Below are 26,863 nucleotides of genomic sequence, written 5' to 3'. Positions count from 1 at the left end.
ACTTTATACGTGTAGGTTTTTCCTACGACTAGTAACAAGATTATAAATAGTATTTAAACGTGATTATTGATTTATACATAATATCATGTTTGGATATTACGAAAATTCATTTATAGAACAGGAGTGTCGTTAATTTGCAATATAATAAACAGCAATTTAATAAAGTAAATGATAAGAAAATAATGAAAAAGGTTAAGAAACAATGGGTTGTTGTATCTGTTGCTTCATTAGCTGTTTTAGGTGGTTTCGCAGTTAGTGGAACCTTAAATATGAACCAACCAAGTGTGGTTGCTCATGCTGATACACCACAAGGTGGTGCACAACCACAACCAGTTAGTGATGGAGATTCATCAGGACAACCTTCAACTACAAATGGTGATAGTAAGTCTACTAATTCTGATAATAACAAGGTTAATTCTGATTATCAAAATGGTAAACAAGCCACTAATAATGATAATCAAAGTCAACAATACAATAATAATTCAAAAGGATTTAATGATAAATTAAATAATAAGACTGATGATCAAACAAAGGACAATTCTGACTACAAAGCTGGTCAATCTTTAGCTACACAGTATCAAGATGCCATAAGAGATGGTGCTAGTGATGTAGCTAATAATACTGATAATTCTGGTAAGTATACAGACCAAACTTCAAAGCAATATTATGATGATTCTAATCAAGGAGCTAAAGCTGCTAAGACTAAGTATAATACTGATACTTCAAACAAAGGTACTAGCGACAAAGACTATACATCATATAATAATACTGTTCAAAATAAGAATGATAATGACACTGATAATTCTAAGGATAATAAGACTGCTAGTGGAAATCAAGCTGATCCTACTGATAAATCTAATAACTATAACAATCAAACGGGAGTTCCAACAGGCAATAGTGATACTTATGATTCCACTAATAAGTCTGGAGGAGCAGATAATCCAGATAGTGCAAGTCAAAGTACACAAAACTATGATAAATATTTAAAAAATAAGTTTAATGGTACTAGCAATGGAACTAGTACTAATTATAGTGTACAAAATGGTACTGTTAATGTTCCTAGTGATAGTAGCGTAAGTGCTACAAATTCAAGTAATATTAGTACACAAAATGGTAGAACTTTAAATGGTGTTGACGCTGATATTTATGCTTATGGTTATAACTATTTCTTAGCAAATCAAGCTGCATTAGATTATGAATCAGGTAAATGGAAAGGTACTACTTATGATTCACAAAAGGGTTCTAAAACTGATAGTGATACTTATTTAGATAATCATCCTGATAATAATAGTTCTTATTATAATGGTTATATGGGTGCACAAAAAGCTATTGTACAACAATGGCCTAGTGATACCAGTGTAAATAGAACAATTTCAAATAATTCGGACAGTACAAATGATAGTTTTAATATTGGTTATAATGATGCATTAAATAAAATAAATTCTGGAACTATGTTTGTATCAAATGGGCAACAATTTGATACGGCGATGAACAATGACAGTAAAGATTCTAGTAATATTCGTTTAATTAATGATATTGATTTATATCAAGTTAGTGACCCTATTTACGGAAAAATCAATCAGACTGAATCTCGTGTGAATATGAACAATAAAAATGTTAAATCTATCAATATAGATGGACAAAATCATATTGCTGATTTAGCCGGAGTAGAATATGATTCTAAAGGTACTAATATTAGCTCCTTGAATATTAATAATTTTAAAACTATATATGGAGGAGGATATTATGGACCATTTGGATTTACAGATGGTGCTAAAGTTGACGGTAGAATTGTAAACTACAATAATATCAATTATGTTGGAGTTCAATTATTGAGTGCTCAAAACACAGATGCGACATTTAGTGGTAACAATAATATTACTCTAGTTCAGTATTATAATTCTCCTTTTCATAATAAAGTATACACAAATAATTGGGATCAAGAAAATCTTGAAGTAAGTAACATGACATTAAAACCAGGGTCAAATTATTTTGGTGACACTGATTTTGCTAAAGGAACAGAAATGATTGGTGTCTATAATGGTGGAAAGGTTACTTTAGGACAAAATTCAAATATGACTTTAATGCCTGGTAATGGATATCAAGCTATTGATATTCGTAGTGGTAGTGGGAATCCTTCTTTAAATATTAATAAGGGTGCTAATTTAAATATCGTTCCAGCCAAGAACAATTCTGGATATGCTATTTCTAATACCGGATCTATAAATATTGATGGTGGTGTTTTAAATGTAGAGTATTCAGGAAATACCAGTAATAATTTGATAAGCAATAGTGGTAATATTAACGTTTATAATAATGGTGTATTACAAACAAAATTAAATAATTCTTCTAATACAACTTCCCTTATTTCTGGAAATGGAATATATGTTTACAAACAAGGTAACGTTATCATTAGTGATTTAAGTAATGATAGTGCTAACAGAAGCTTAATATCCGGTTCTATGAATGTTGATAATGCTGGACCACGTGGAATTATTCTTAATAAGAATAATGGTTCTTCTTCAGATTTTGCTACAAACGGTATTTATGGTTCTAATGTTTCTGTTCCAAGCTTTACTCCTGATGGTAGTAATAATGAAGGTGATGCAAACAAAAAATTAGATAATTGGTTCTACACTTTTAATGTTAATGGTAACAATCAATATCAATATAGAAATAAAGATCATAATACTACTTCAGACAGTGGTGGATCTAATACTTGGACAAATTTATCTCGTAATGATTTAAGAATGAGTTCAATCCCAACTATAGACTTTAGTGGTAAGGATATGTATGTAACAAAGAATAGCGATGGAACTATTACTATAAATGGTGTTGCAAATGTTAAAAATGCAAGTAATGATGCTAATCCACTAAATATTATTGCATCAACAGATCATACAAATAGTACAGATAATAATGTTCCTGATTATTCTAAATTAACAAATCAAAATGTTGTTGTTACTAAGATAGATAATGCAAATAGTGACGGTCCATACAAATTTACTATAACTATTCCTGAAGATAAAGCTAATAATGCAAATGTTGTTGGATTGAGACTTACTTATGGTATTTCTGGAAACAATATGGTTGCTTTTGTGGATAATCAAGGCGATGTTGTAAAATACAGTAATACTATTGATAATTCAAAGGTTGCTTATCCTACTAATGTATCTAATTCTGATGTTATAAATGGTATGAACAATGGAATTAGTGATTCACAATCTTCATCTTCAGATGCTAAAAATGATTCATTGTTTGATAACTCTGTAGACTATAAGAATTCTTATGATAGTACACAAGCTGGTTATGATTATTATAAAAACAACAATAAACAAGATAATGATATAAATGGTACCGCTATAGATAAAGCAAAATCTGATAACAATATAATCCCTTCTTCTTTTGTTAGAGGATATCAAAAGGCTAAGTATGATGCTTCAAGCGCTGAAGGTACTTCAGATTATATGAATAGTCATCGTTCAAAACAATCACAAAGTGATTTGAGTAAAGATTATGACTATAATGATTACAGCAATTCTTATGATAGTACTCAATTAGGTTATGAAAGTGGACAAGCTAATAATACTGCTAATAGGGATGCAGCAAAAGATAAAGATGCTTATGATAGAGGGCATAGTGCAGGACAAGGTAGTTATGATGCTTTACATGGCAATCCTATGAATTCAGCTTCAATAACTCCTGATAGTAATAAATCTATCTATACAGATGCTTATAATAATACCGTTAAAGGTTACCAAGAAGGTCTAAGTGGTAATAACGCAAGTACTAATAATAGAAATGAAAATGATGGTAATTCAGCTGCATCTTCTGTAAAAGATGGTTATAAACAAGCAATTGATGACTATAATGCTGGATCTAGAGATGCTACTGCTCATCCTGACAAAAAAGGTTATCAACAAGCTATGCAAGGATTGATTGATGGTGCATCTGGAAACACAGATAATGGTAAAAACAGTCCTTATAATAGCTATGCACCAATTTATGAAATCGCAAGATCTCAAGCATTAGGTGCTAAGAATGGAATTTCTGATGCTAAAAGTGGTTCTACATCCGGAAGCACTACACCTACTGATGCTGGTTCTATATATGATGCCTCATATCAAAATGCATATAATGGTTCAAAAGATGGATATAACAATGGCCAAAACAATGGGAAATACAATAATGACCAAGCTAATAATCCAGTTTATACTAATGCATTTGATCAAGGTGAACAACAAAGAGGTGCTGATGATTATCTAAATGGTAGCAATTCAACTAGTACTGATTCTAAGAAAGATAATAGTGAAGGAAAGAATTACAGTACAGGTGCTAATGCTGCAAAAGATGGTTTGAATGATGCTAAGAATAAAAACCTTACTGATCCTGAAAGTAAAACTTCAATTGATAATGAAACCAAAAATCATTCTGATGCATATAAAGATGCATATACTAAAGGTGTTTATGCTAATAAAGGTTACCAAGACGCAACATCAGATAATGATGGCTCAAAGGCTCCTACATTATCAGGAGATAAATCTAATCAAGCTGAAGTAGATGCATACTGGGGTGCACAAGCTGGTGCTAATACAGGTAAATCATATAGTGATAATCCAGCTAACAGTGCTCCTAATACTAATTCTCAATTCTACAAAGATGCAGAACAAAGAGCTCAACAAGATATTGCCAATGGTGCTCAAGACTATATTAATGATAAATCACAAGGTAAAACTGGTGATCAATTAAAACCTTCTGAAGCTAATAAAAATGATCCATTATATACACAAGGTTATAATAATCAAAAGGCATATGATGAAGGATTTAATAATCCTAATGGATCTAATGATGGTAAATCACAATCTTATATAGATGGTCAAGCTGCTGCCAAATCAGGTTCTAGCTTCAATAATGTTAAAGATGGTAAGAATAATTCCACAATAGATGGGAACTATGAAAATAATGGTGCTCTTCAAGGATTTAATGATGCTAAATCTGGAGCTCAATTTGATCCATCTAAGGGTATGACCGATTCAAAGGGTAATTCATTAACTGGTAAGGATGCTACTAATTATCAAGGTGCATACGCTAAGGCTTATGCTGAAGCTACTGATCAAATGAATAAGGGTGCACAACAATATTCATCTGACAAGAATAATGGTATACCTACAAATACTAAGCCTACTGATTCATCTGCTGGTAACCAAGATGCTCAATCATTTAATCAAGGTTATGATAATCAAAAAGCATATGATGCTGGATTGAATGATAAGTCTGGTAATGATGATGTTCCAAGCGACTATTCCAATAATGCTTCATCATACAAAGCTGGTAAGAATGCATCTAAATCATTACCAACAAACTCTGGTAATAATTCACCAATGAGTGGTGCTGCTACCGATGCCAATAATTCTGATCCAACAAAGACAGATAATAGACCCAAAGATGACAGTAGTAGTCAACAAGCATCTGAAAATGCTAAAAAATCTCAAGATGCATATGATGGTGCTAAGGCCGGTTATGTAGATGGATCAAACGGTAGCCCAGCTAATAGTAATGTTGGTAAGTCATCTGATTATCAACAAGCTTATAATAAAGCTTATGGTGATATGCAAAAATCTAGACAAGATGGAACTAATGATTTCTTTGATCAAACTAAGGGTAATTCATTAAACAATCCATCTGTTATTAATGGTAAGCATAGCAGTGATAATAATAATGGTATTGGTGATAAAGCACACAATAATGCTTTTGCTGAACAACAAGGTTATGCTGCTGGCTTAGCTACAAATCCATCAACATATAGTGACGACAATAATCCTTATAAGAATGATTCTGATAAGGGTAATGCTGATTCTAACTTTAACGCTTACAAGAATGGATTTAATAATGCTTCAGCTGCAAGTGCAGGTTATAAAGCTGCTCAAAGTAAGTCCAACCCAAGTGTTAGTGATAGTCCAATCACAGGCTCTGATGGAAAAGATATAACTGATCCTACTTCACAAGAAGCATACAGAGCAGCTGCTCAAGCATTTGCTGATGCTAAAGCTAACAAGCCATCTGATAATAGCGGTAAAGATTCTAACTATAAGAATGCTTATAATATGGCATATAACCAAAACAGAGCTGCTATGGGTGAAGGTGAAAATGATGCATTAGGTAAAGATGGTGGAAACACTAATATTCCTAATGGACAATATCCTAGTGATATTACAACTCCTTCAGCTAAAGCACTATATGATGAAGCTAAAGGTAACGCTAGCCAAGGTTATGCTGATGCAATGAAGCCAAGCAATGCTAATAATGCAAACGCTCCTGAAGGATCTTCAAAAGAATACACTGATGGCTATAATCAAGCTAAATCTATTAGTGCCGGAGCTAATGCAGCTATTGCAGGTGCTAAACAAGCTCCTACTGCTTCTGGTAGCCAAAATCAAGATCAAGTTAATGCTGGATTTAATGCTGCTCAACAAGCCATCAAGAATGGTTTAGCTGATGCTCAAAGTGGTAAGAACAAACCTAATAATGGTAAGTTTGATGAAAATCAAATCTTTAGTGGTGCTAAAGATGTTCCATCAACTGCACGCCAAGCATATATTGATGCTTATGAAGGTGCTTACAATGGATATAACAATGGATTGAATGGTGGTAGTCAAAAACCAAGTTCTGATAAAGATGCTAAGTATGGCAATGACACTACTTACAGTGCTGCTTATGATAATGCCTTTAAACAAGGTCAAAATGATATTCCAGCACCTACACCAACACCAGCTCCAAATAATGATAAAGACGATCAAGCAGCTGGTACTAAAGCTGGTCAACAAGCATTTGCTGGTGGAACTCCATTAAATATTAATCATGTTAACTTTGCTGGTAAATCACAAGCATATAAAGATGCATTTACCAAGGGTTACAATGATTCACAAGCTGGATTTAATGCTGGACTAAATGGTGGTAAGAATAATTCTGACAACCCATCATTCAAGGCTGGATATCAATCTGCTCAAGCCTACAAACAAGGTGTTAAGGATGCTACTCGTGGCAAGAAGCCAGCTAAGAATAGTAGTGACGCATACAAGGTAGGTTATGAAGCCTATAAAGCTGGTATTTCTGGTAAGAAAGCTAATAGGGCTACTCTTGATAAGTTAGCTCCAGCATATCGTAAAGCTTATGAAAAGAATTACCAAGCAGCTCATAAAGCTTATGTAGCTGTTTCTGGTAAAGCTTCTAAGGCAGCTAGAAAGAATGCTTTTGGTACTAAGAGAGTTCCTCGTGGCTTGAAACATGAATCACCTGCTTATCAAGCAGCTTATATGGAAGCATTTAATAGATATGTTAAAGATAATCTTCCAAGTTATGTATACAACTTGAAGAAAGTTTACAGTCATAATGCTCCTGCATTAACTCGTAGTACAAGAGTTAAGAAGTATGGTAAGACAGCACTTTATAACCGTCATGTATTTAAAGTAACGGGTTATAAGATTACCTCTTCTGGTCATGTAGTTTACAGAGTTAAAGGCTTAGGTTGGATTAGTGCTAGTGATAAGTCAGTAAATAATGTTTACTATCGTCGTCATGATACTAAGAAGCCTATCCAAAAGGTTCGTGTAATTAAACCTCAAGGCACTTACATTTACAACAGTAAGTCCTTTAATAAGAAGACAGCTGTTAAGAAGATGAAGAAAGGCTCAACAGTTAATGTTGAAAGAATTGAAAGAGTAGGTGGCATTACTAGATTCTACATTGGTAACGGTCAATACATTTCAAGTAACAAGACAATTGTTGAACATGTACGCTAATCTCAATTAGCTAAAATTAAAAGAGATAGATAATGTTTTTAAGACATTATCTATCTCTTTTTTATTTTTTATAGTATTGTGCAAATTACTAATTAATTATTTAGAATAGTGTTATTGTAAAAATGTAATGTATAGTTTTATATTTATACATAAGTATTTGTTTGATAGGAGATGCTAATTATGCAATATAATAAAAACAAATTTAATAAGATTAAAGATAAAAAAGTTTTGCATAAAGTAAAAAGACAATGGGTAACAATTTCATTGTCAATGTTAGCAATGTTAGGCGCCGCTGGAGTGGCTATTTACGACCCAAACTATGCGCATGCAGATACAACTAATACTACTAATAGTAAAATTAATACAGTTCAAGAAGAACATGGAAGTAATGAAGATGCTTCTAGTTCTGTTCATCAAGATCAATCACAATCTGATACTAACGAACAAAAACAAAATAACACATCAGTTAATAATGAAAAAAATAATATTCAACAACCTAAAACTGATGTACATATTAAGGATAATCAGAAAACACAAGTTCAAAATAATAATCAATCTAGTCAACAAGCTGGTCATACTAATAAATTTCAATCTGTTAATAGCAGAATGGTAACGACACCTCAAATTAATGAAAGTGAGCAAAAAGGTTTTGATTCTGGTCTAAATGGTAATAATGATCCAACAAATGATAATTCTTCCTATAAAGATGGATATAATTTATATAATAAATATCAGCAGTCCATTTCAGATGGGGTAAACAATAGAAACAATTCTCAAGCATCTGATGCTAATAGTGACCAATACTATAATGCTGCTAAGTCAGGTTATAATGATGCGCAAAATCAATATAATACTGATACTGAAAATCAAGGTACAAGTTATGACGGATATAGTAATTATAGTGGTAACACTGATGACTCAAGTCATGCATGGAATGATACTAGAAAGTACAATAACGATAATATTAGTAAGTTAGACAGTTATAAAAATTCTAGTATTAATTTGAAGGATAATGGTCAAGTTGTTATAGAGTCTAATGTATCTAAGGAAAAGCTTAATCAATATTATAATCCAATTTTGCAAGATGTTTATAAATATGGAAGTAATTATTTCTTTGCTAACCAGGCAACTAAAGATGCCAAATCAGGTAAATGGCAAGGTACCAATTATGATCACGGTACTTATAATTCAAACACTCAATTAACTTCAACTAAAGATTTTTACGATAGTTTTATTAATAATGATAGTGGAAACTATAACAATGATCCTTATTATCAATCATATGAGGGTGCTAAACAAGCTATATTGAATCAATATGATTTTAATGGAAATTACATTGGATTGAAAAATGATATTAACAATAACAACCAATACTATGATGATTCATATAATAATGTTGTTCAAGATTCTCAAAATGGTATTGCATATGCAAATAATGCCAAACAGTTTAATCAAATTATAACTGGTTATAATAATTCCACTGGATATACAACTAGTGCAATTAATTCTTCAGCATCTAGTTCAGGAAAACTAGTTAATGATATTAGATTAGTTAATGATATTAATTTAGCAGATGTATCTACTGGTAATTCAGGTGAGACTGGAACTTCACCAGTTCTTAATACTAATATTACGTTGAATGGTCAAAATCATTTAGCAGATTTTAGAGGATTTTCTTATAGTTTTAATAATTCATCAAGTAGTTCATCAGTAAGTGTGAAAAATTTTAAAACTTTATATGGTCAAAACTATTGGGGGCCCATATCATCTTCTAAGGGTGTTATTAATTTTGACAATATAAATTATGTTGGCCCACAAATGCTTCAATCTACTAATAATGATGTATATATTAGCGGTAATGTTAATGATTTTCAGGATTTTCCAACTAATATTGGGGCAAATAGTTTTAGTGAATATGTATCCCCATTTTCTAACGGTGAGGTAGGTACTGATGGAGACAATCAACAAGGGCTTTATGTTAATAATTTAACCCTTGCTCCAAATGCTAATTTCTTCAGTGCTACTTCTGCTGGAACAGGTGGCCCTAATATTGAATTGGAAGGTAATTTAACACTCGGAAACAAAGCCCATATGAATTTATTGGCTAGAAATAGTGGTGGAGATGGTAATAGTAATAATGCTTCAATTGGTCTTTCATCAAATGCTAAATTAAGCATTGCCAATAGTTCACAATTGAATATTGTTTTAGATACAGTAAGCGGATCAAGCCAATATGCGAATGCAATTTCTGCTAATAATTCTACTGTTAGTATTGATGGTGGACAATTAAATGTTTCAGATAATGGATCTTCCTATGATTCTAGTGAGCTTCTTTCTTTTGGTAATAGTACATTAGATATAACTAATAATGGTTCACTTAATCTAAGAGTTAAAAATATGAATAGTGGTAGTGATGGTAATAGTGGGCTTCTAGACGCTTCTGGTAGCACAATTAATATTGCTAATGGACAAATGCTTATTGATGCTTCCGATGCATCTAATAGTGGTAATGGTAGTAATTCATTTTATTTGATTAATGGGAATGTTAATGTTATTAATCCAGGAAATGATGGAGTTGTTTTAAAGAAGAATAATAATATTAAGTATCTTTATTCAGGAAGCACTCTAAATTCTGAAACATCATCTGTAAATAACAATTTATACTATAAATATCAACTTAATAGCGATAATACTGTTAATTATATTGATGCAAGCGGTAATCGTAACCCTTCAAATTACTCAATTAATTCTGACCAATCCAATACCCTAGGTATATATCAAGCCCCTGGTGTTTATGTCGTAGGTCCAGTATCTGGAAGTTATGATGCTACTAACCATACCGCTACAATGACAGGATTATTAAAGGTTACTGAAAAAGATGTTCTAAAATCAGACGATGGAATTTATTTCCATGGATATACATCTAATCAGAATAATACTAATAATACTAATAATACTAACCAAAAAGGTTATGATGATTATTCAGGATATGATAACAGACTAAATCCTAGTGATGCTGATGCTAATGGATTCATCAAATTTACCGAAACTATTAAAAATGTTAATACTAAACCAGATATTATTGGAGCTAATGTTAAATATGGTATCCAAGGACTTAATATTGTTGTAAATGGTGATAACTATGATACACAAACCATTAATGCTCAAAACTATATACCAGATAACCAAAGTCATATGGTAGCATCCAATAATCCAGTTCAACTTTCTACCAATAATAATAGTGATATTACTAATGCAATTAATGCTGCTTTGAATGATGTTGATAATCCCAATAATCTACAAAAGAATATTGATAAATATAATAAGGATACTAATAAATACACCGATAATTATGACAGTACTATCAAAGGATATAAGGCTTATGATCCTAACAGTCAAGTTACCAATCCTGATGCATATAAAAAAGCAAATGGCTATACAGATGCTTATGATAATGGTACCGGTGATGCTTTTGCTAAAGGATATCAACAAGCCCAACAAGATGCTTTAATTAATGGTGAAAATAGTGGTGCTAATGATTATATAAATGGTATTTCAGAAGATACTACTGCTCATCCTAGTGGTAGTTATTATGATAAAGGCTATCAAAGTGCCAAGACTGGATATTTAGATGGCTTAACTACTAATACTACAAACCAAAATAATAGAAATTCATCCCAAAGTACAACTGGATATGATATTGGTAATAATGCTGGTGTTAAAGAATACAATAATTATGTAAATGCTGAAAATAATCCTAATACAGCTTCGACTCAAAGTACTGTTGAAGGAGTAAGCAATGCAATTAAATCAGTTAACAATGCAATGAATAACCATGATGGCAATGCAGATGATATTAATAATTTACCAGAAAATAGTGATAGTAATTTGAAATATCAAGCTGCTTATAATGCGGCATTGTCATCAGCTAAATCCAATAATAATAATGGTATTAATACGGTTATTAATGGAAAAGAACCTGATACTACTAATATGACCACCGCTAATGCTGATATTTATAATCATGCATATAAGGATGCACAAAAAGGTTTTCAAGAAGGTTTATCTGATAATAGTTTATCAACAAGTCAAATGACACCTGATGAAAAAGCAGCATTTGATAAATCCAATCAATATCAAAGTGGTTTTCAAACAGCATTTAAAGATTACCCTAATGTACAACAAAATAATGAATCGATAGCAGGTTATCAAGATGCAATTAAAGGGATGCAGGCTGCTGATAATCATTCAGATCAAAGCATCGGCTTAAGCGGTATTGATTTAACAATCTATAATGCTGCCAAAGCACAAAAACAAGGACAAATGGCTGCTACTAAAGCTGCTCAAAATTCTAATCAAAATAATAATGGTGCCGCAATTAATGGAATTGATACATCTAATAGCGATGCTCAAAACTCATCCAGTGCGACCTCATATGTAGATGGTTATAATTCTGTGAAAGATGGTTATAATGATGGCTTAGCTAATAAACTTCAAAATAATCAATCTAGTAATGATGCTTATACTAGTGGCTATAATCAAGGAAATGCAATCGGTCAAACAGCACGTGGAGCTAAAGATTACTTAGCTGGTCAACAAGCAAATGCTCATCCAGTGAATAAAGATAACTATGATCAAGGTTATAACAATGCTAAGGCTGGCTATGTTAATGGGATGACTGGTCAACAAACTACAGGTCATAATGTTAATACTAATTCTGCTGAATATAGAAATGCTCAGACACAAGGTCAAAAGGCTAAGGGCGACTATAATGATGCTGAACAAGAATCAGATAGTAGTAAGTATAATGGCAATAAGCAAGGTACCTATTCTGGGGTAACTGATGCGATTAATGCGGTGAAAAATGCTGAAGGCAATCAGCAAAAGATTGCTACTCCTAATGGTAATGCTGCATACAACTTAGCATACAATCAAGCAGTGCAAGATGCACAAGCACATGATGGTGCTAACGACTTTGTTCAAGGCAAAGCTAAACAAACGAGCTTAACACCTGCTAATCAGTCTGTATATGATAAAGCATATGCTGATGCTAAGGGTGGATATAATGAAGCATTAGATGGACAACCAACCCAAAATGATTCTGAAAACCAAAATGAAACTACTGGTTTTAATGCTGGTAAAAATGCTGAAAGTTCATATGATGAAGCTATTAAGGCATATGAAAATGCAAGTGATAAATCATCAGTAAGTGATGTGAATAATCAAGTTGCTAAGCCCGATGCTTATAAGGATACAATTGATGCGCTAAAAGCGGCCGATACAAATACAGTCGATACTAATAATAATAAACCAACATATGTTGTAACTAGTTCACAAGAATTAGGACTTCAAAAAGCTTTAAGTGTTTTAAATACCACGCCACTTCCTAATAACCCAAGTGATGACGGTAGTCAATATGCTGATAGTTCAAGTGCTCAAGATAAAGCATCATTTGAAAAAACTTATCAAAATGTGATTGATGGCTATAAAGCTGGTTATGAAAATCCTGATGCTTCATCTAATCCTAACTCTGGATTAAATCAATATGCATATAGTGAAGGCTTAGCAGCAGGTAAGCAAGCTATTGGGGCTTATGATTACTTAAATAGTAAAGATACAAGCAATCAAAATGCTGACTATCAAACTGGTGTAAAAAATGCGCAAACAGGTTACAATGATGGCATTACTGATACTAAAACGAGTGGTGCTGATATTAATTCGCCAGAATATCAAGAAGGTAAGAATGTAGGTGCTAATGCCAAAAGTGATTACAATAAAGCTGAACAAGAAGCTAATCCTAGTGCTGATCAAAGTAATTATAATAATAATAAAAAGGGCACATATTCAGGGGTTGCTGATGCAATTAATGCGATGAAGAACGCTAAAGGTAATTCTGCTTTGGTATTACCACCTAATGGTGATGCTGCCTACAACTTAGCATATAATCAAGCTGTCAAAGAAGCCCAACATTATAATGGTGCTGATGACTTTATCAATGGTAATAATAAACCTACCAATTTAACACCTGCTAACCAATCTGTTTATGATGCTGCATATGCTGAGGCACAAACTGGTTACAATGAAGCCTTGAATGATCCAACAACAAGTTCTAGCACAATGAATGCTAATGAACTTGAAGGCTTTAACGCTGGTTTGAAAGCAGAAAAATCTTATAATGCAGCTATCAAAGCATATGATGCAGCAACTAATAAATCTGATGTATCAGATCAAACTAACCAATCAGGGATTGATGCTGATTCTTACAAAAATACGATTGATGCCTTAAAAGCAGCTGATATAAATCAAACTGATATTCATAATCATAATCCAATTTATGTGGTTGCTAATTCACAAGAATTAGGACGTCAAAAAGCTTTAGATATTATTAATCAAAGTCCTCGTCCAACTAATCCAAGTGATGATGGTAGTCAAGATGCTGATAATTCAATTGCTCAAGATAAGGGTGAATTTGAAAAAGCATATCAAAATGTAATTGATGGTTATAATGCTGGAGTTACCAATAATCCAGACATTAAAGAAAATGGGAATGATAATCTAAATAAAGATTCCTTTAATGCTGGTCAAGCCGCCGGGAATCAAGTACGTGGTGCTAATGATTACCTAAGTGGCAAAGATACAACCAAAGATAATAACAATGACTATCAAACTGGTGTAAAAAATGCGCAAACTGGTTATAACGATGGGATTACCGATAAAACAACACCAGATGCTGATACTAATTCTCCAGAATACAAAATTGGCCAAAAAGACGGTAAGAATGACCAAAATAATTATAATAAAGGGATTACCCAAGCGCTTAACACTTATGATCCAAAACAAAATGATAGTAATGCTCAAACATTAAATCATGGAGCAGAACAAGATGCTTATAATGGTGCTGCCGCTGCTATTCAAGCCGTTAAAAATGCTGATGGTAACAATAGCAATATCAAACCAGTTAATGGCCAATCACCAGCCTATTTGAAAGCATACAATGATACTTTGAATAAGGCTGAAGCAGATGCTAAAGCTGGCCAAAATAACTTCTTGAATGGTCAAAATAAGAATAATGGTACTGATGCTTTGTCTGGAGTAGCTGCTGATGCATATGATCATACCCAAGCTGGTTTCCAAAGTGCATTGAATGGTGGTAGTGAACCTGCAGATGATATAAATGAAAAAGCTGGTTTTGATCAAGCTAAAGCAATCAAACAAGGTTATAATCAAGCCGTTACTGATTATAATCAAGGTAACAAGGATCCTAATGCTCATTCAGATATGGCAGGATATCAAGAGACAATGAATGGCTTGATTGATGGTGCTAAAGATACTCCAACTGATAATCAACCAGCTAATAATAAATCATTATATGAAGCTGCTCGTGCACAAAGTATGGGTACTAAGAATGGAATTACTGATGCAGTTGATAATAATGCTGATGCAAATGCAAAGACACCTAATGGAGTCAATGATGCAATTTATCAAAAGGCCTATCAAGCTGCTAAAGCCGGTTATAATAATCAAAAAGATGCTAAATCATCCGATGTTATTTATAACAACGCTTATGAACAAGGTGCACAACAAAAGGGTGCCAATGATTATGTAACTGGTAAAGCTAACGATGATACAGCTAATGAAGATAATTTGAGTAGTAATGATGAATATATTAGAAACCATGCACAAGGAGTTAAAGATGCCAAAGATGCATACAATGGTCAATTAAATAATCATTCTAATGCATCTATCACTGGAGAGAATGCTGCTACTAATGCTAATGCCGGATATACAGATGCTCAAAATGATCACCAACCTGTAGCTAATGCTCCTCAAGCTGAAAAAGATGCTTATTGGGGTGCTCAGTCTGGTGCTAATACTGGCAAACAACAACCTGAAGATATTAATTCATCATCTAGAGCTTATCAAGCCGCTAAAGCTAGAGCCGAAAAAGTCGCATCTAGTGGTGCTGAACAATATCTAAGTGATAAATTTAATAATCGTAATCTTGAACCATCTGGTAATGATGAATTGTATAAGCAAGGTTATAATAATCAAAAGGCTTATGATAATGGATTCAGTAATCCTAATGGTCAAACTCCAAATTATAATAATCAGGGGCAAATTAATGCTTATGCTGCTGGTAAAAATGATGGAGCAAAGACTTCATCATATAATGCTGCGGCCAATGGTGATAAGCAAGATAATGATGCTTCATATAAAGGAGCACAACAAGGATTTGCTGATGCCCAAAATGGGGATGCATTAAATCCTTCAAATAATATGTCATATAATAACCCTAAGGATATTTTGAAATATCAATCAGCTTATGCTAAAGCTTATGGTGAAGCATCTAATGAGATGAGCCAAGGTGCTAGACAATATGGTTCAGATGCTAATACTGATAATCCTAATGTTCCTAGTGCTAAAAGCAATAGCGGAGTGACAAATCAAGACACTAAATCCTTTAACCAGGGGTACAATAATCAAAGAGCTTATGAAGATGGATTAAATAATCCTACTAATCACAGTAATAGTTATGCTAATAATTCACCTGAACAAAAAGCTTATCAAGCTGGACGTGCTGCTAGTCAAGCCGTTGCTAATGCAAGTCAAGATGCTGCTGATGGTGCTAATAGAACTCAAGCTAATCAAAATGCCCAAGACACTTATGATGGCTCTAAGGCAGGTTATGCTGATGGTGCCGATGGTAGTCAATACACCAGTAATTTAGATAAGACTCCAGATTATCAAATGGCTTACAATAATGCATATAATAATATGCAAAAAGACAGAAAAGCTGGAGCTAACGGCTTCTTTAATCAAAATGCTAATGACTTTAATGATTTAAATAAAATTAATCAAGCTAAACCAGATGCCAGCCATAATGATAATAATATGGACAATCGGGCATATAATAATGGCTTTGCTGAACAACAAGGTTATGCAGCTGGTTTAATTAATAAATCGGCTAATAATCCTTATGCTGCTGATGCTGATAAAGGACCAACTTCTAGATATGCAGCTTATGCTAAAGGCCTAACAGATAGTAAAGCTGGGTATGAAGCAGCTCAAAATGAAAGTGATCCTGACAATAATAAAATGCCAGCAAATATTGTTGACGAGCCATCTAAAGAAGCTTATCAAGCTGCGGTAGCTGCATATCAAGATGTTAAGAAGGGACTCAAACCAACTGATAATACTGCTAAAAGTGATAGTTATCAGATGGCATACAATATGGCATATAACACCGATCAAGCAGCTAAAGTTCAAGGAGAAAATAGCTTTATTAATCCAGGTACTGATAACAATGACAATCATTTATCTAATGCTGCTAGTGCATTGTATAAACAAGGCAATGTGGATGCTGAAAATGGCTACAACACAATTATGAATCCTAGCCAAGCACCAATTAATGGTGGATCTGATAATAATTCGGCTGAATATCAAGCTGGGATGAATTTAGCTAAGAATATTTTATCTGGAGTTCAAGCTGCTGCCAAAGGTGATAAGAGCGCACCAAGTGCTGATCAAAATGTAGTTAATGGCTTTAATACCGCTAATGAAGCAATCAAGAATGCTGTTAATGATGCTGAGAATGGTAAGAATCAAGCTAATGGCAAGTTAAATCCATCAGCTATTCAAGTTCCAAGTGATATTTCACCAGCAGATCAAAAAGCTTATATTGATGTCTATCAAGGAGCTTACAATGGCTACAATAATGGATTAAATGGTGGAAGCCAAAATCCAACTGCTAGTCAAGATTCTAATTACAATGACATGGCTTATAAAGCTGCTTATGATAATGCCTTTAAGCAAGGTCAAAATGATATTCCAGCACCTGCATTACCAGCACCTAAATCAGATGATTCAGCTGCCGGTAAAAAAGCTGGGCAAAAGGCCTTTATTAATGGAATTCCATTGAATATCCACAAGATTGATTTATCTGGTAAATCACAATCATTTATTAAGGCCTTTAAGCAAGCATATGATCAAACTCAAAGAGGCTTCAATGCAGCGGTTAAAGGTCATAAGGATGAATCTAAGAACCCATCATACAAAGCTGGATATCAAGCTGCTAAAGACTATCAAAAAGGATTACATGATGCTAAAAGTGGTAAGAAATTAGCTAAAAATAGCAATGATGCTTACAGAATTGGTTATGAAGCCTTTAAGAATGGTAGATCTGGTAGAAAGATTAACATGAAATTATTGGGTAAATTAGATGCATCTTACCGTAAAGCTTATCAAAGAGATTTCAATATTGGGCATAAAGATTATGTCGATGAAACTAATAAGGCTACTAGAGCCGGTGAAAAACGTGCGGCTTCCAATAATCATTTACCTAGCTTTAAGCATGAATCTAAAGCATATAAAGAAGATTATATGAAGGGCTTCAATGAAGAAGTTAGAAAGAACCTTCCACACTATGTATATAATTTGAGAAAGATTTACAGCCATAGTAAAGCAGCCTTAACTCGTAAGACTAGAGTTAAGAAATATAATAAGACACCACGTTATGATCGCCATGTCTTTAGAGTTCAAGGTTATAAGATCACACCTTCTGGCCAAGTTGTTTATAAAGTTAAAGGATTGGGTTGGATTAATGCTAATGACAAGTCAGTAGCTAATGTTTACTACCGTCGTCATGACACTAAGAAACCAATTCAAAAAGTTCGGGTTATTAAACCGGAAGGAACCTATATCTATAACAGTAAGCATTTTGATGCTAAACATGCAGTTAGAAAGGTTCAAAAAGGTGAAACCGTGAAAGTTCAACGGATTGAAAAATTAGGTGGTATCACTAGATTCTATATTGGTGATGGTAAATATATTTCAAGCAATAAGACCATTGTTGAACATTTGCGTTAATAAACACATTAAAGGAGCTAACTTCATTAGGGAGTTAGCTCCTTTTTTGAACCGCTTAATTTTACATTTGCAACAATTAGCACTACACTATAATTGTATTAATAATTAGCAATAAAGAGGTAATAGAATTATGGAAATGACAGAACGTCAATTAATTCAAGAAATTTTAAACACAGTTGATGTAGTTTATGATTTTGAAAATGCTGATGAAGACAACAAAGAATACACTTTGCTAATCACCCGTCAAAAGGAAGATACACGTGAATTATCTACCATCAACAACGAAATGAAGAGATACTTTAAGGAAGCCGACTTCAGTTATGATGAAGATATGGAACCTAAGAACGATGGCGCTGAAATTAAAGTTGATATCGCAAGACATAGTACAGTTAACACTACTGATGCTGACTAATTGAAAAGATACACTATCAAAAAATGATAGTGTTATTTTTTTTACATAATAGGAATTTTAAAATCCTTAACTACATTCATATTCATGCGATCATGATAGTCTAAAACGGCAGCATCAAAAAACTTATATAACGCTTGGGCAATATAAGCAGTTTTGTTATAAATTTTATGACTAGTTTTTGTTTGAACAATTAAATGACGCATCGTTTTAACTAAATTAGTCTGCATATGACAATTAGTTTCAAAATGTAAGGCTTTCTTAGCTTCACTGTAACCGTGCTTCAACGCACGCTTTAGTGAAGCTTTTTTAGTCTTAAAAATTAGTTGGGCATATTGATATAAGCAATGAGCATTCTCTGAATACTTTACTAAGGTATTAATTAATTCCGGTTCAAAGGCCGCTTTAGCTTTTAAACCATCCACAACATTCTGCATTAAATCAAATTCACTAATATTCACTGGTTTATTTTGATGATGAATATTAACGCCTGCTGTAACAGCTGTCTTATCTGTATTATGTTTAGAGTTAGTATGATTAGAGTTGCCAGAAGCAACTTTAGAGGGTTTAGAATCTGTACTATCATCATGAAAATGAGGTAAAAAGAAACGGGTGGCGCCATTAAAAACTTTTTTCTTAATGATATAACCTAATTCAGCTAATTTCTTGTAAACATTAATTACAGTGTTACGACTAACGCCTAAATCTTTGATCATTTCTTCCACCGTATAAATCACATAATATGCATTAACTTTTTGATCAAAAAATTCACGACGCTTGATTGAAGATTGCATGCGGTCATATAAGTAAGCATAGGCTAAGCGGCTATCATTGTTTAAACGGTCATCGTTACGAAGTTCAACATCAAATTTAATAAATTGTTTCATCATCATCTATCCTTTTTTAGACAGAAAAAGAGGGCACAAGTAATAAACTTGTCCCCTCATATATGTAAAATATATTGAAACAACTCCTTAGCTCTTATATAATAACTAAGGAGCGTTAAAGGTTAACAAGTAGTGTGGTTACTTTGTTAGCTGGTCGATAATTACTTCCAATAATTGTCGATCAACGCTCTTTTTCTATGTTTTAGTATGTTTATAAGTATAGCGGTTTTATGGTAGAGAGTAAATAAAAATTTATGCATTATTCAATTATTTTTAGTAAATAAAAAGGTAGTCAAATTAATGACCACCTAAGTATTATGCATGTACTAATGTATCTTCATGATACATTAATAATTCAGGGACAGGCATAAACGAGAGAAACAAAAAGTATTAGTTTACCGACTAAATACTTTTTATTATGAATCAATTTTAAACAGTCATGTTTTAAAATGATTCATACAGATGAAATATCCAATAACATTGCAATACACGTTAATTAACGTGCTTAACAAAGGTTAAACTGTTTTATCGTTTAATACAAGTGTATAGCTTATCTAAAATATTTATGCAGAAAAAAACAAGTATTTATCGAATAAATACTTGTTAAGAACTAATTGATTAAATATTTGGAGTTACATACTTATATAAGTATGTGTGTAAACGTTAAACTTATTATATATACAATACAAATAATCAGCTTGATATATCTATAAATTTTAACGCACCAGATCGCAATATTAAATAATTGAAAAAATATACATACCAAAGTGCTCAATTTTTTCCAAAAATGCGATTATGATTTATAAATTTATTTTTTAATGTAACCGGCTTTTTTCAACAAATTGGCTGAACGTTTATCAGCTGGTTTGTATCCGTCTTTTATTAAATGAACAATATACATACGATTGTAAATTAATCCCCAAATAATACTACCAATAATGTAAGCGTAGGTAAAAGTAGAACTAGGGTCAACGCCTAATCCTAGGCGTAAGAACATGTTCACTGCCATCCAAAGAATTGCATCAACCCCTAAGATACATAAGAAATTATACATATCGGATCTTAAGATTGATGGTAACCAATGAAATAATAGAGCAGAAATGGAAAAGCCAACTTTACCAATTCTTACATTTTGGGAGTTACCTTTTTTTAAAACAATAACGTTAGAAGGTAGGGGAATCATTCCGTTGCCAAATGGATTTTGCATATTATACCTACTTTCTTTTTTAAGTGATAGAACTACACTAACACTAATTTTGTTAAAATTCTAATTTACTTCTTGGTAAATTTAACTACTGCCTCACAACGAGGCGTTTGTGGCATCATATCGATTGGTTGAATGAAATCGATATTGTACTTTCTGGTTAATGGCACTAAGTCAGCTGCCAAAGTCGAAGGATTACATGAAACATACACAAACTTATCAGGTGCACTCTTTAAAATGGCTTTGATTAATTTGTTGTCTAATCCAGTACGAGGTGGATCAACGATAATTGCATCCGGTTTGAAACCTTCGGCTAACCATTCTGGAAGCAAGTCTTCAGCTTTACCAACTTCGTAGTGAGCATTACGAATCTTATTAATAATAGCATTATGATTAGCATCATCAACAGCTTCAGCAATCGTATCCATTCCACGAACTTCTTGCGCACGTTTAGCTAGTGGTAAACCAATGGTTCCCACTCCGGAATAAGCATCCACAATATTTTCATTACCGGTTAATTCTAGTGCTGACACAGCAACTTCATATAAACGTGGCATCATAATGGAGTTTAATTGTAAGAAAGCACGAGCTGATAATTCAAAATTTAGGCCTTTAATTTTTTCAATAATGAAATCTTTACCAGCTAGATTAACGGTCTTATCACCCCAGATCAATGAAGTATCACCAGGATTAATATTTTGCATAACAGAAGTAACTTGAGGTAGTTCTTCCTTAATCTTCTTTAGCATAAAGCCTTTTTTAACAAACTTAGGCGTATTAGTAACGAAAACTACTTGTACATCATCAGTGTTTAAAGCAGCACGGACAACGACGGTTTTAATAATTCCAGAACCATTTTCTTCATTAAAGACGGGAATGCCTAACTCTTGAATAAATGACACAATTTTACGCATGACGGTCATAGTTTCTGGATATTGAACCGCACAAGTTTCTAAGTCGACGACATCATGAGTACCAGCTTTAAATAAACCAGCAACCACTTTGCCATCTTTTTCACGGACAGGAAATTGGGCTTTATTACGATATTCATATGGATCTTCCATACCCATGGTTGAATGAATCTTGTATCCTTTATAACCAATTGGTTGGAACTTTTCTAACGCTTGCCTGATCAAATCACGTTTAAAACGTAATTGCGCAGGGTAAGAAAGATTTTCTAATTCAAAGCCACCGACTTTACCAGCATAGCTATCACGTGGTTCCACACGATCAGGTGATTCTTTGTTCCACTTAACAGCTTTTGCTTTTAAGTAGTTAGGGTAAACTTCGGTTACTTCAGCGACAACTTTTTCACCAGGAAAGGCATCAGTTACGAAAACCAACTTATGTTGGTAAAAACCAATGCCTTCACCATTAATACCCATTCGTTTAACAGTCATTTTGAACTGTTTACCAATATCAACAGTGACATCGTCAAACTTATGGCGATTATTTCTTTTATTGTATTTCATATCATTTTCCTTTTCTAAATACGTATTAACTTACAATATAGATTATATCATGGTAAAAAACTAAAATAAAAAATGCAAGCAATTTATTGACAGAAAACTTGCTATTTTTGGTCTAAGAGTTTTAAATTGAAGGTATAAGATTGTTTTACATAGGGGGATATGTATGAAGAAACTAGCAAAGATTGCTTTAACTGCAGTTGCGGCACTTTCAATAAGTGGAATGGCTGCACCAATGGCAAGCGTCCATGCGGATTCTAATTTTTTTGTTCATAATTGGGATGAACCTAAAAATTCAATTCCAAGCACTGATCAAGATAATGCGATGCAAAATTATAACGATAATGATTTGCAAATTATGCGTAATAAATTACCTAAATTTAAACCAGTGTGGGGCCATTATAAACATGTTAGAAACACTAATGAATTCCATACTTATGAGGAAACTAATAATGACAATAGTATGATTACTAAGTGGTATTTACCAACTGGTTTTAATGTATCACCACAAGAACATGGTAATTATCAAGGCATTGTCATGGCTAATAATAGTATCTATCTATTGGAATCAATGGGAACTGGTGCTAACCAAGGAGCAATTATTCGTTTTAAATTAGATGCTCTTGAAAAAATGGGCTTGATGGACAATGGCAATCAAAATCTATTATTAGATATCTTTAGTTACTTTAATCCATATACAGATCAAGGTCGTAAAAATAATCAAGACTTTGTAAATTATATCAATGCAACTGCTGATGCTCGTTCAGATATGAAGAAGAGTAGTGCCCAATTACAAAAGGCTCAAACTGAAATTACTAACGGTAAAGATATTATTAGTAAGTCGGCAATGAATTATCGTAAAGTTTCTACAGATTTCAAGAAGAAATTTGCTAAACAAATTAAAAAATATCTTGCTAAAGACAAAGATAATTCAAAACAATCAGATAGAAATGATCGCAAACCAGATAATAAAAAGCCAACCAATAAAATTTCTACTAATCCAAAAGACTACTTAGCTAAATCAATTAAATTTAATAAGTTAAGTAAGTCAGAACAAAGAAAAGTTAAGAAATTGGTAGCTGCACGTGTTCAAGTTAAGCAAACTTTCCATGAATATAAGCAATTACGTGATAAGACTTATCAACAAATTGACAAGTCCAAAGCTAAAGTTGATACGTTGAAACAAAAGATTAACGATGATCAAAATCAAATTAACCAAGCTCAAAATGGCAATACCTTATTAGGACAATATGAAGCTGTAACTGATTCAGTTGAGGCTAGTCCATTAATTAATATTGGTCATGGTCAAACTATGTCATACAATCCAGCTAATAATCATTTGTATTTAGCACAAGACGATAAATTAGGTGACTTTTCAAATGATGATAAGAATCAAATTACTGAATTGGATGCTAATACCTTACAACCAGTACATCAATATAGCTTTAAGTTGATGCACAATGGTAAGAACTTAGGCTTACACACCTTGGCTTTTGATAAACAAGGTCGTGCTTACATTGGTGTCCATAGTGGCCCTAATGGGGTAAAGAAAGCATATAGCTTATACATTGGTTCATTGAATAATGACAAAGTTAGTTTTAGACCAGCTAAACAAGTTATTCACTGGGCTGGTAGTTGGAACCAAAATCTAACTTATAATCCAGTGACTGATCGTATCTACATGGTATCGAACGATATGGTAACTTCAGTTCCAGTTGATAAATTAAATGCTGGTACGCTAACTAAGAAAGATGTTCACTATAATGCCTTTAATTCTCATCGTGAATGGGAAGGTTTAACCTTCGATGGCGAAGGTCATGCTTATGCATTAATGTTATGGCGTGGAGAAATCCTACGTAGTGACTATGTATTAAATTAAAAGTAATCTTATTTTTATAAAAAACTTTATTGTTTATTAAGAGCTATTTATATAGTAATATATAAATAGCTCTTAATAATTAGGGGGATAGTTTTATAAGTGATAAATAATTATGATTATTATCATGGTACTTTTCTATCTAATGGTCAAAAAATATTAAGTCAAAATCACTTTAATATCTCTCGTACTATTGGAACTTTAGGAAAAGGAGCTTATTCGTTTGTTTATTCTAGAACGAATGCTTTACATTTTGCTCAAAGAAAGGGTAAAAAGCATCATGATAGTATTTGTTTGTGTAAATTTCGAATTAAGGATGAATATAAAGATAATATATTAGACTTAACTGATCCTAAAATTATAAGTTATTTGGAATTATTTATTCAATTAAATACAGATTATATACGTGATAAATCAAAAAAATATAGTAATATTGGTTATGCAAAAAAATTAGATGGAATAACTATTGATTATTTTATAAAGTATGCCAATAAAAATAATCTTTTTAATCATAAAATATTAGCAGTTTATAGTACAACTATAAATAAATTTGGCTTTCTTGTTCCTAAAAGTATATTAAGCAATTCTGTAGAGTTATGTATAAAAGATAATATTATTATTGATTATGATACATTTGAAATTGAGGAGGTTGATTATAATGAAAGCTAATATGTCATTAAATGAATTTAAAAACTTAATGAAAACTCCCAAAGCTAAAAAAGATATGGATGAAATTACTAATGAAATATTTTTTAATTTCAAAAATGTTTCCAATGAATTTAAAATTATAGAAGACATAAATAAGTCTACTTATAGTTATAAGAAGCATATATATGATTCTTATAAAGGGAATAACTTTCGAGATTTTTCCGTGTTTAATAAAAGAGATATTTTAGAAGAATTTAAATCAATCAAAAATTCAGAGATTTCAAGTAAATTAAATGAACTTGATTACTATAATAATAGTTATAGTTTTGATGAGAAATCGGGGTGCATTGTCTAAATGACTAACAATAGTCCTATTGATTACATTGATTTTATTAATTATAATGTAAATTCTTTTGAATATCGCAGAAATAATAAATTAAAAAAATCTATTGCTAATAATTTACGAGTTGAAAATAAATTTCAAGCTAATATTTATTTTTCTATCAAAAAATCTAATGAAGCGCTAATCAACATTAAAGCAGAAATAGGTGGATTAGAAAGACAAGACTCTCCGTTTATATTAAGTGTAGACTTGAGTGGGGCATTTAAATTTTCTTTCAATAAGGGTGACTTTAGTGATGAACAAAAATATAATGCTTTAAAAGAAAAACTTTCAACTGATGGTAATAATTTAATGTTTCCATATGTTAGAACACTTATTTCAGAATTAACCCTTAAGTCCAATATGTTCCCATCTTGTGTATTACCAATTGTTGATTTTGCCAAACTATTAAAAGATAAAGGTAAGATTGAATACTTTAATTTAGATAATAAAGATTAATTTAATATTAAAACAAAATGCCCACTGACTAAATTAGCCAGTGGGTATTTTTGTGTGTAAAAAGCATTTAGAATTGAATATTATTTGTATTTAATATTATCCACTTCTAAACGGTTTTTAGCTCTATTTAATGCACGCTTGTTTTTCTTAGTGTGATGCTTGCTTAAATTCTTCTTGGCAGCATTAATACGTTTCTTATCAGCTTTGATACGACTTTGTTTTGATGGTCCTACATATGAGAACTTGTTAGCCCAATCTGAAATAGCATTGGAAAGACCGTTAGCAAACTTTTCAACACTTTGTGAATTAGATTGATCATATAAACCCTTTAATGCTTGTTTAGTATCTCCATCAAAACGATTATAGAAATGATGGTATAAGTATTTGACAGCACTGTAATTTGATTCATTATCATTAACAATATCATTTAAAAACCATTGCATTCCATTACCAACTTTATAACCATCAACTAGATGTGTTCTCATATCATTAGAGTATCCCGAATCTTTTCCCGCAATTTCAGATGCAATTGAAAGGGCATGGACATCAGAATTAAATTGCTTAGTAGTAAGAATTCTACCAGCGGCATGAACAGTCATAACATTGTTGTTACCAACATTAGCGATTGATAAACTTGTACCAATAATTGCGGTACATGCAGTAACAGTGATAAGTTTCTTTAAAACTTTCATAAAATAAATCTACTCCTTATGTAATTTTTGTTACAAAATAATTATATATCTAATTTATATAATTACAAGCAGATTATAAGATAATAATATTTTTTTAATGTTTGTCTTGTTTATTATTGAGATTGTAAAACAGTCCAAAAAATAACCGCCTTAGCTGTGATGAGCTAGATGT

The 26,863-nt window shown here is 32.3% G+C and carries 11 protein-coding genes; 7 read left to right on the top strand and 4 right to left on the bottom strand.

The features are described from left to right. Positions 1-134: 134 nt before the first annotated feature. The 3 genes from C7N41_RS02340 (at position 135) to C7N41_RS02330 (ending at position 19,077) form a co-directional block, all read left to right on the top strand. Positions 135-7,799 (top strand): DUF5776 domain-containing protein, encoded by a 7,665-nt coding sequence (locus tag C7N41_RS02340; RefSeq protein WP_105964137.1) that lies wholly within the window; start codon positions 135-137, stop codon positions 7,797-7,799. A 180-nt stretch (positions 7,800-7,979) separates the two neighbouring features. Then, a complete protein-coding gene (locus C7N41_RS02335; RefSeq protein WP_105964136.1) occupies positions 7,980-18,665 on the top strand; it encodes a DUF5776 domain-containing protein in 10,686 nt (3,561 codons plus the stop codon). A gap of 130 nt (positions 18,666-18,795) precedes the next feature. Continuing rightward, entirely contained in the window at positions 18,796-19,077 is a 282-nt protein-coding gene (locus tag C7N41_RS02330; protein ID WP_181398743.1) for a hypothetical protein, read from the top strand. A gap of 41 nt (positions 19,078-19,118) precedes the next feature. Here C7N41_RS02330 and C7N41_RS02325 read toward each other — a convergent pair whose 3' ends face one another. The 3 genes from C7N41_RS02325 to rlmD all read right to left on the bottom strand — a co-directional run bounded on the left by C7N41_RS02325 (position 19,119) and on the right by rlmD (position 22,637). Further along, positions 19,119-19,961: a replication initiator protein A gene (locus tag C7N41_RS02325; protein ID WP_167390226.1), complete on the bottom strand. Its 843-nt coding sequence runs from the start codon at positions 19,959-19,961 to the stop codon at positions 19,119-19,121. Between the two features lie 808 nt (positions 19,962-20,769). After that, positions 20,770-21,168, bottom strand: a complete 399-nt coding sequence (locus tag C7N41_RS02320; protein WP_105964134.1) for a hypothetical protein — start codon at positions 21,166-21,168, stop codon at positions 20,770-20,772. A 65-nt stretch (positions 21,169-21,233) separates the two neighbouring features. Beyond that, on the bottom strand, positions 21,234-22,637 hold the full coding sequence (gene rlmD, locus C7N41_RS02315) for a 23S rRNA (uracil(1939)-C(5))-methyltransferase RlmD (RefSeq protein ID WP_105964133.1): 1,404 nt from the start codon (positions 22,635-22,637) through the stop codon (positions 21,234-21,236). 163 nt (positions 22,638-22,800) lie between these two features. On the opposite strand from rlmD, the gene C7N41_RS02310 reads away from it, so the two are divergent. From C7N41_RS02310 to C7N41_RS02295, 4 genes are all read left to right on the top strand, one after another. Further along, entirely contained in the window at positions 22,801-24,513 is a 1,713-nt protein-coding gene (locus C7N41_RS02310) for a hypothetical protein (RefSeq protein WP_105964132.1), read from the top strand. 99 nt (positions 24,514-24,612) lie between these two features. Then, entirely contained in the window at positions 24,613-25,179 is a 567-nt protein-coding gene (locus C7N41_RS02305) for a hypothetical protein (RefSeq protein WP_105964131.1), read from the top strand. After that, a complete protein-coding gene (locus tag C7N41_RS02300; RefSeq protein WP_105964130.1) occupies positions 25,169-25,513 on the top strand; it encodes a hypothetical protein in 345 nt (114 codons plus the stop codon). Before C7N41_RS02305 ends, C7N41_RS02300 begins: the two co-directional genes overlap by 11 nt. Beyond that, a complete protein-coding gene (locus C7N41_RS02295; RefSeq protein ID WP_105964129.1) occupies positions 25,514-25,999 on the top strand; it encodes a protein-export chaperone SecB in 486 nt (161 codons plus the stop codon). Between the two features lie 80 nt (positions 26,000-26,079). Here the strand turns inward: C7N41_RS02295 and C7N41_RS02290 are convergent, their stop codons facing one another. Further along, complete coding sequence (locus C7N41_RS02290) at positions 26,080-26,691, bottom strand: hypothetical protein (protein ID WP_105964128.1); 612 nt, start codon at positions 26,689-26,691, stop codon at positions 26,080-26,082. Between the last annotated feature and the right edge of the window lie 172 nt (positions 26,692-26,863).

Origin of the sequence: Apilactobacillus micheneri, from assembly GCF_002993975.1 — a bacterium.
Classification (GTDB): Bacteria; Bacillota; Bacilli; order Lactobacillales; family Lactobacillaceae; genus Apilactobacillus; species Apilactobacillus micheneri.
This window is presented reverse-complemented; position numbering and strand designations above follow the sequence as displayed.

Coding starts and splice junctions, on each gene's coding strand:
- C7N41_RS02335 (WP_105964136.1), top strand. CDS start 7,980: ATGCAATATAATAAAAACAAATTTAATAAGATTAAAGATAAAAAAGTT.
- C7N41_RS02330 (WP_181398743.1), top strand. CDS start 18,796: ATGGAAATGACAGAACGTCAATTAATTCAAGAAATTTTAAACACAGTT.
- C7N41_RS02325 (WP_167390226.1), bottom strand. CDS start 19,961: ATGAAACAATTTATTAAATTTGATGTTGAACTTCGTAACGATGACCGT.
- C7N41_RS02320 (WP_105964134.1), bottom strand. CDS start 21,168: ATGCAAAATCCATTTGGCAACGGAATGATTCCCCTACCTTCTAACGTT.
- rlmD (WP_105964133.1), bottom strand. CDS start 22,637: ATGAAATACAATAAAAGAAATAATCGCCATAAGTTTGACGATGTCACT.
- C7N41_RS02310 (WP_105964132.1), top strand. CDS start 22,801: ATGAAGAAACTAGCAAAGATTGCTTTAACTGCAGTTGCGGCACTTTCA.
- C7N41_RS02300 (WP_105964130.1), top strand. CDS start 25,169: ATGAAAGCTAATATGTCATTAAATGAATTTAAAAACTTAATGAAAACT.
- C7N41_RS02295 (WP_105964129.1), top strand. CDS start 25,514: ATGACTAACAATAGTCCTATTGATTACATTGATTTTATTAATTATAAT.
- C7N41_RS02290 (WP_105964128.1), bottom strand. CDS start 26,691: ATGAAAGTTTTAAAGAAACTTATCACTGTTACTGCATGTACCGCAATT.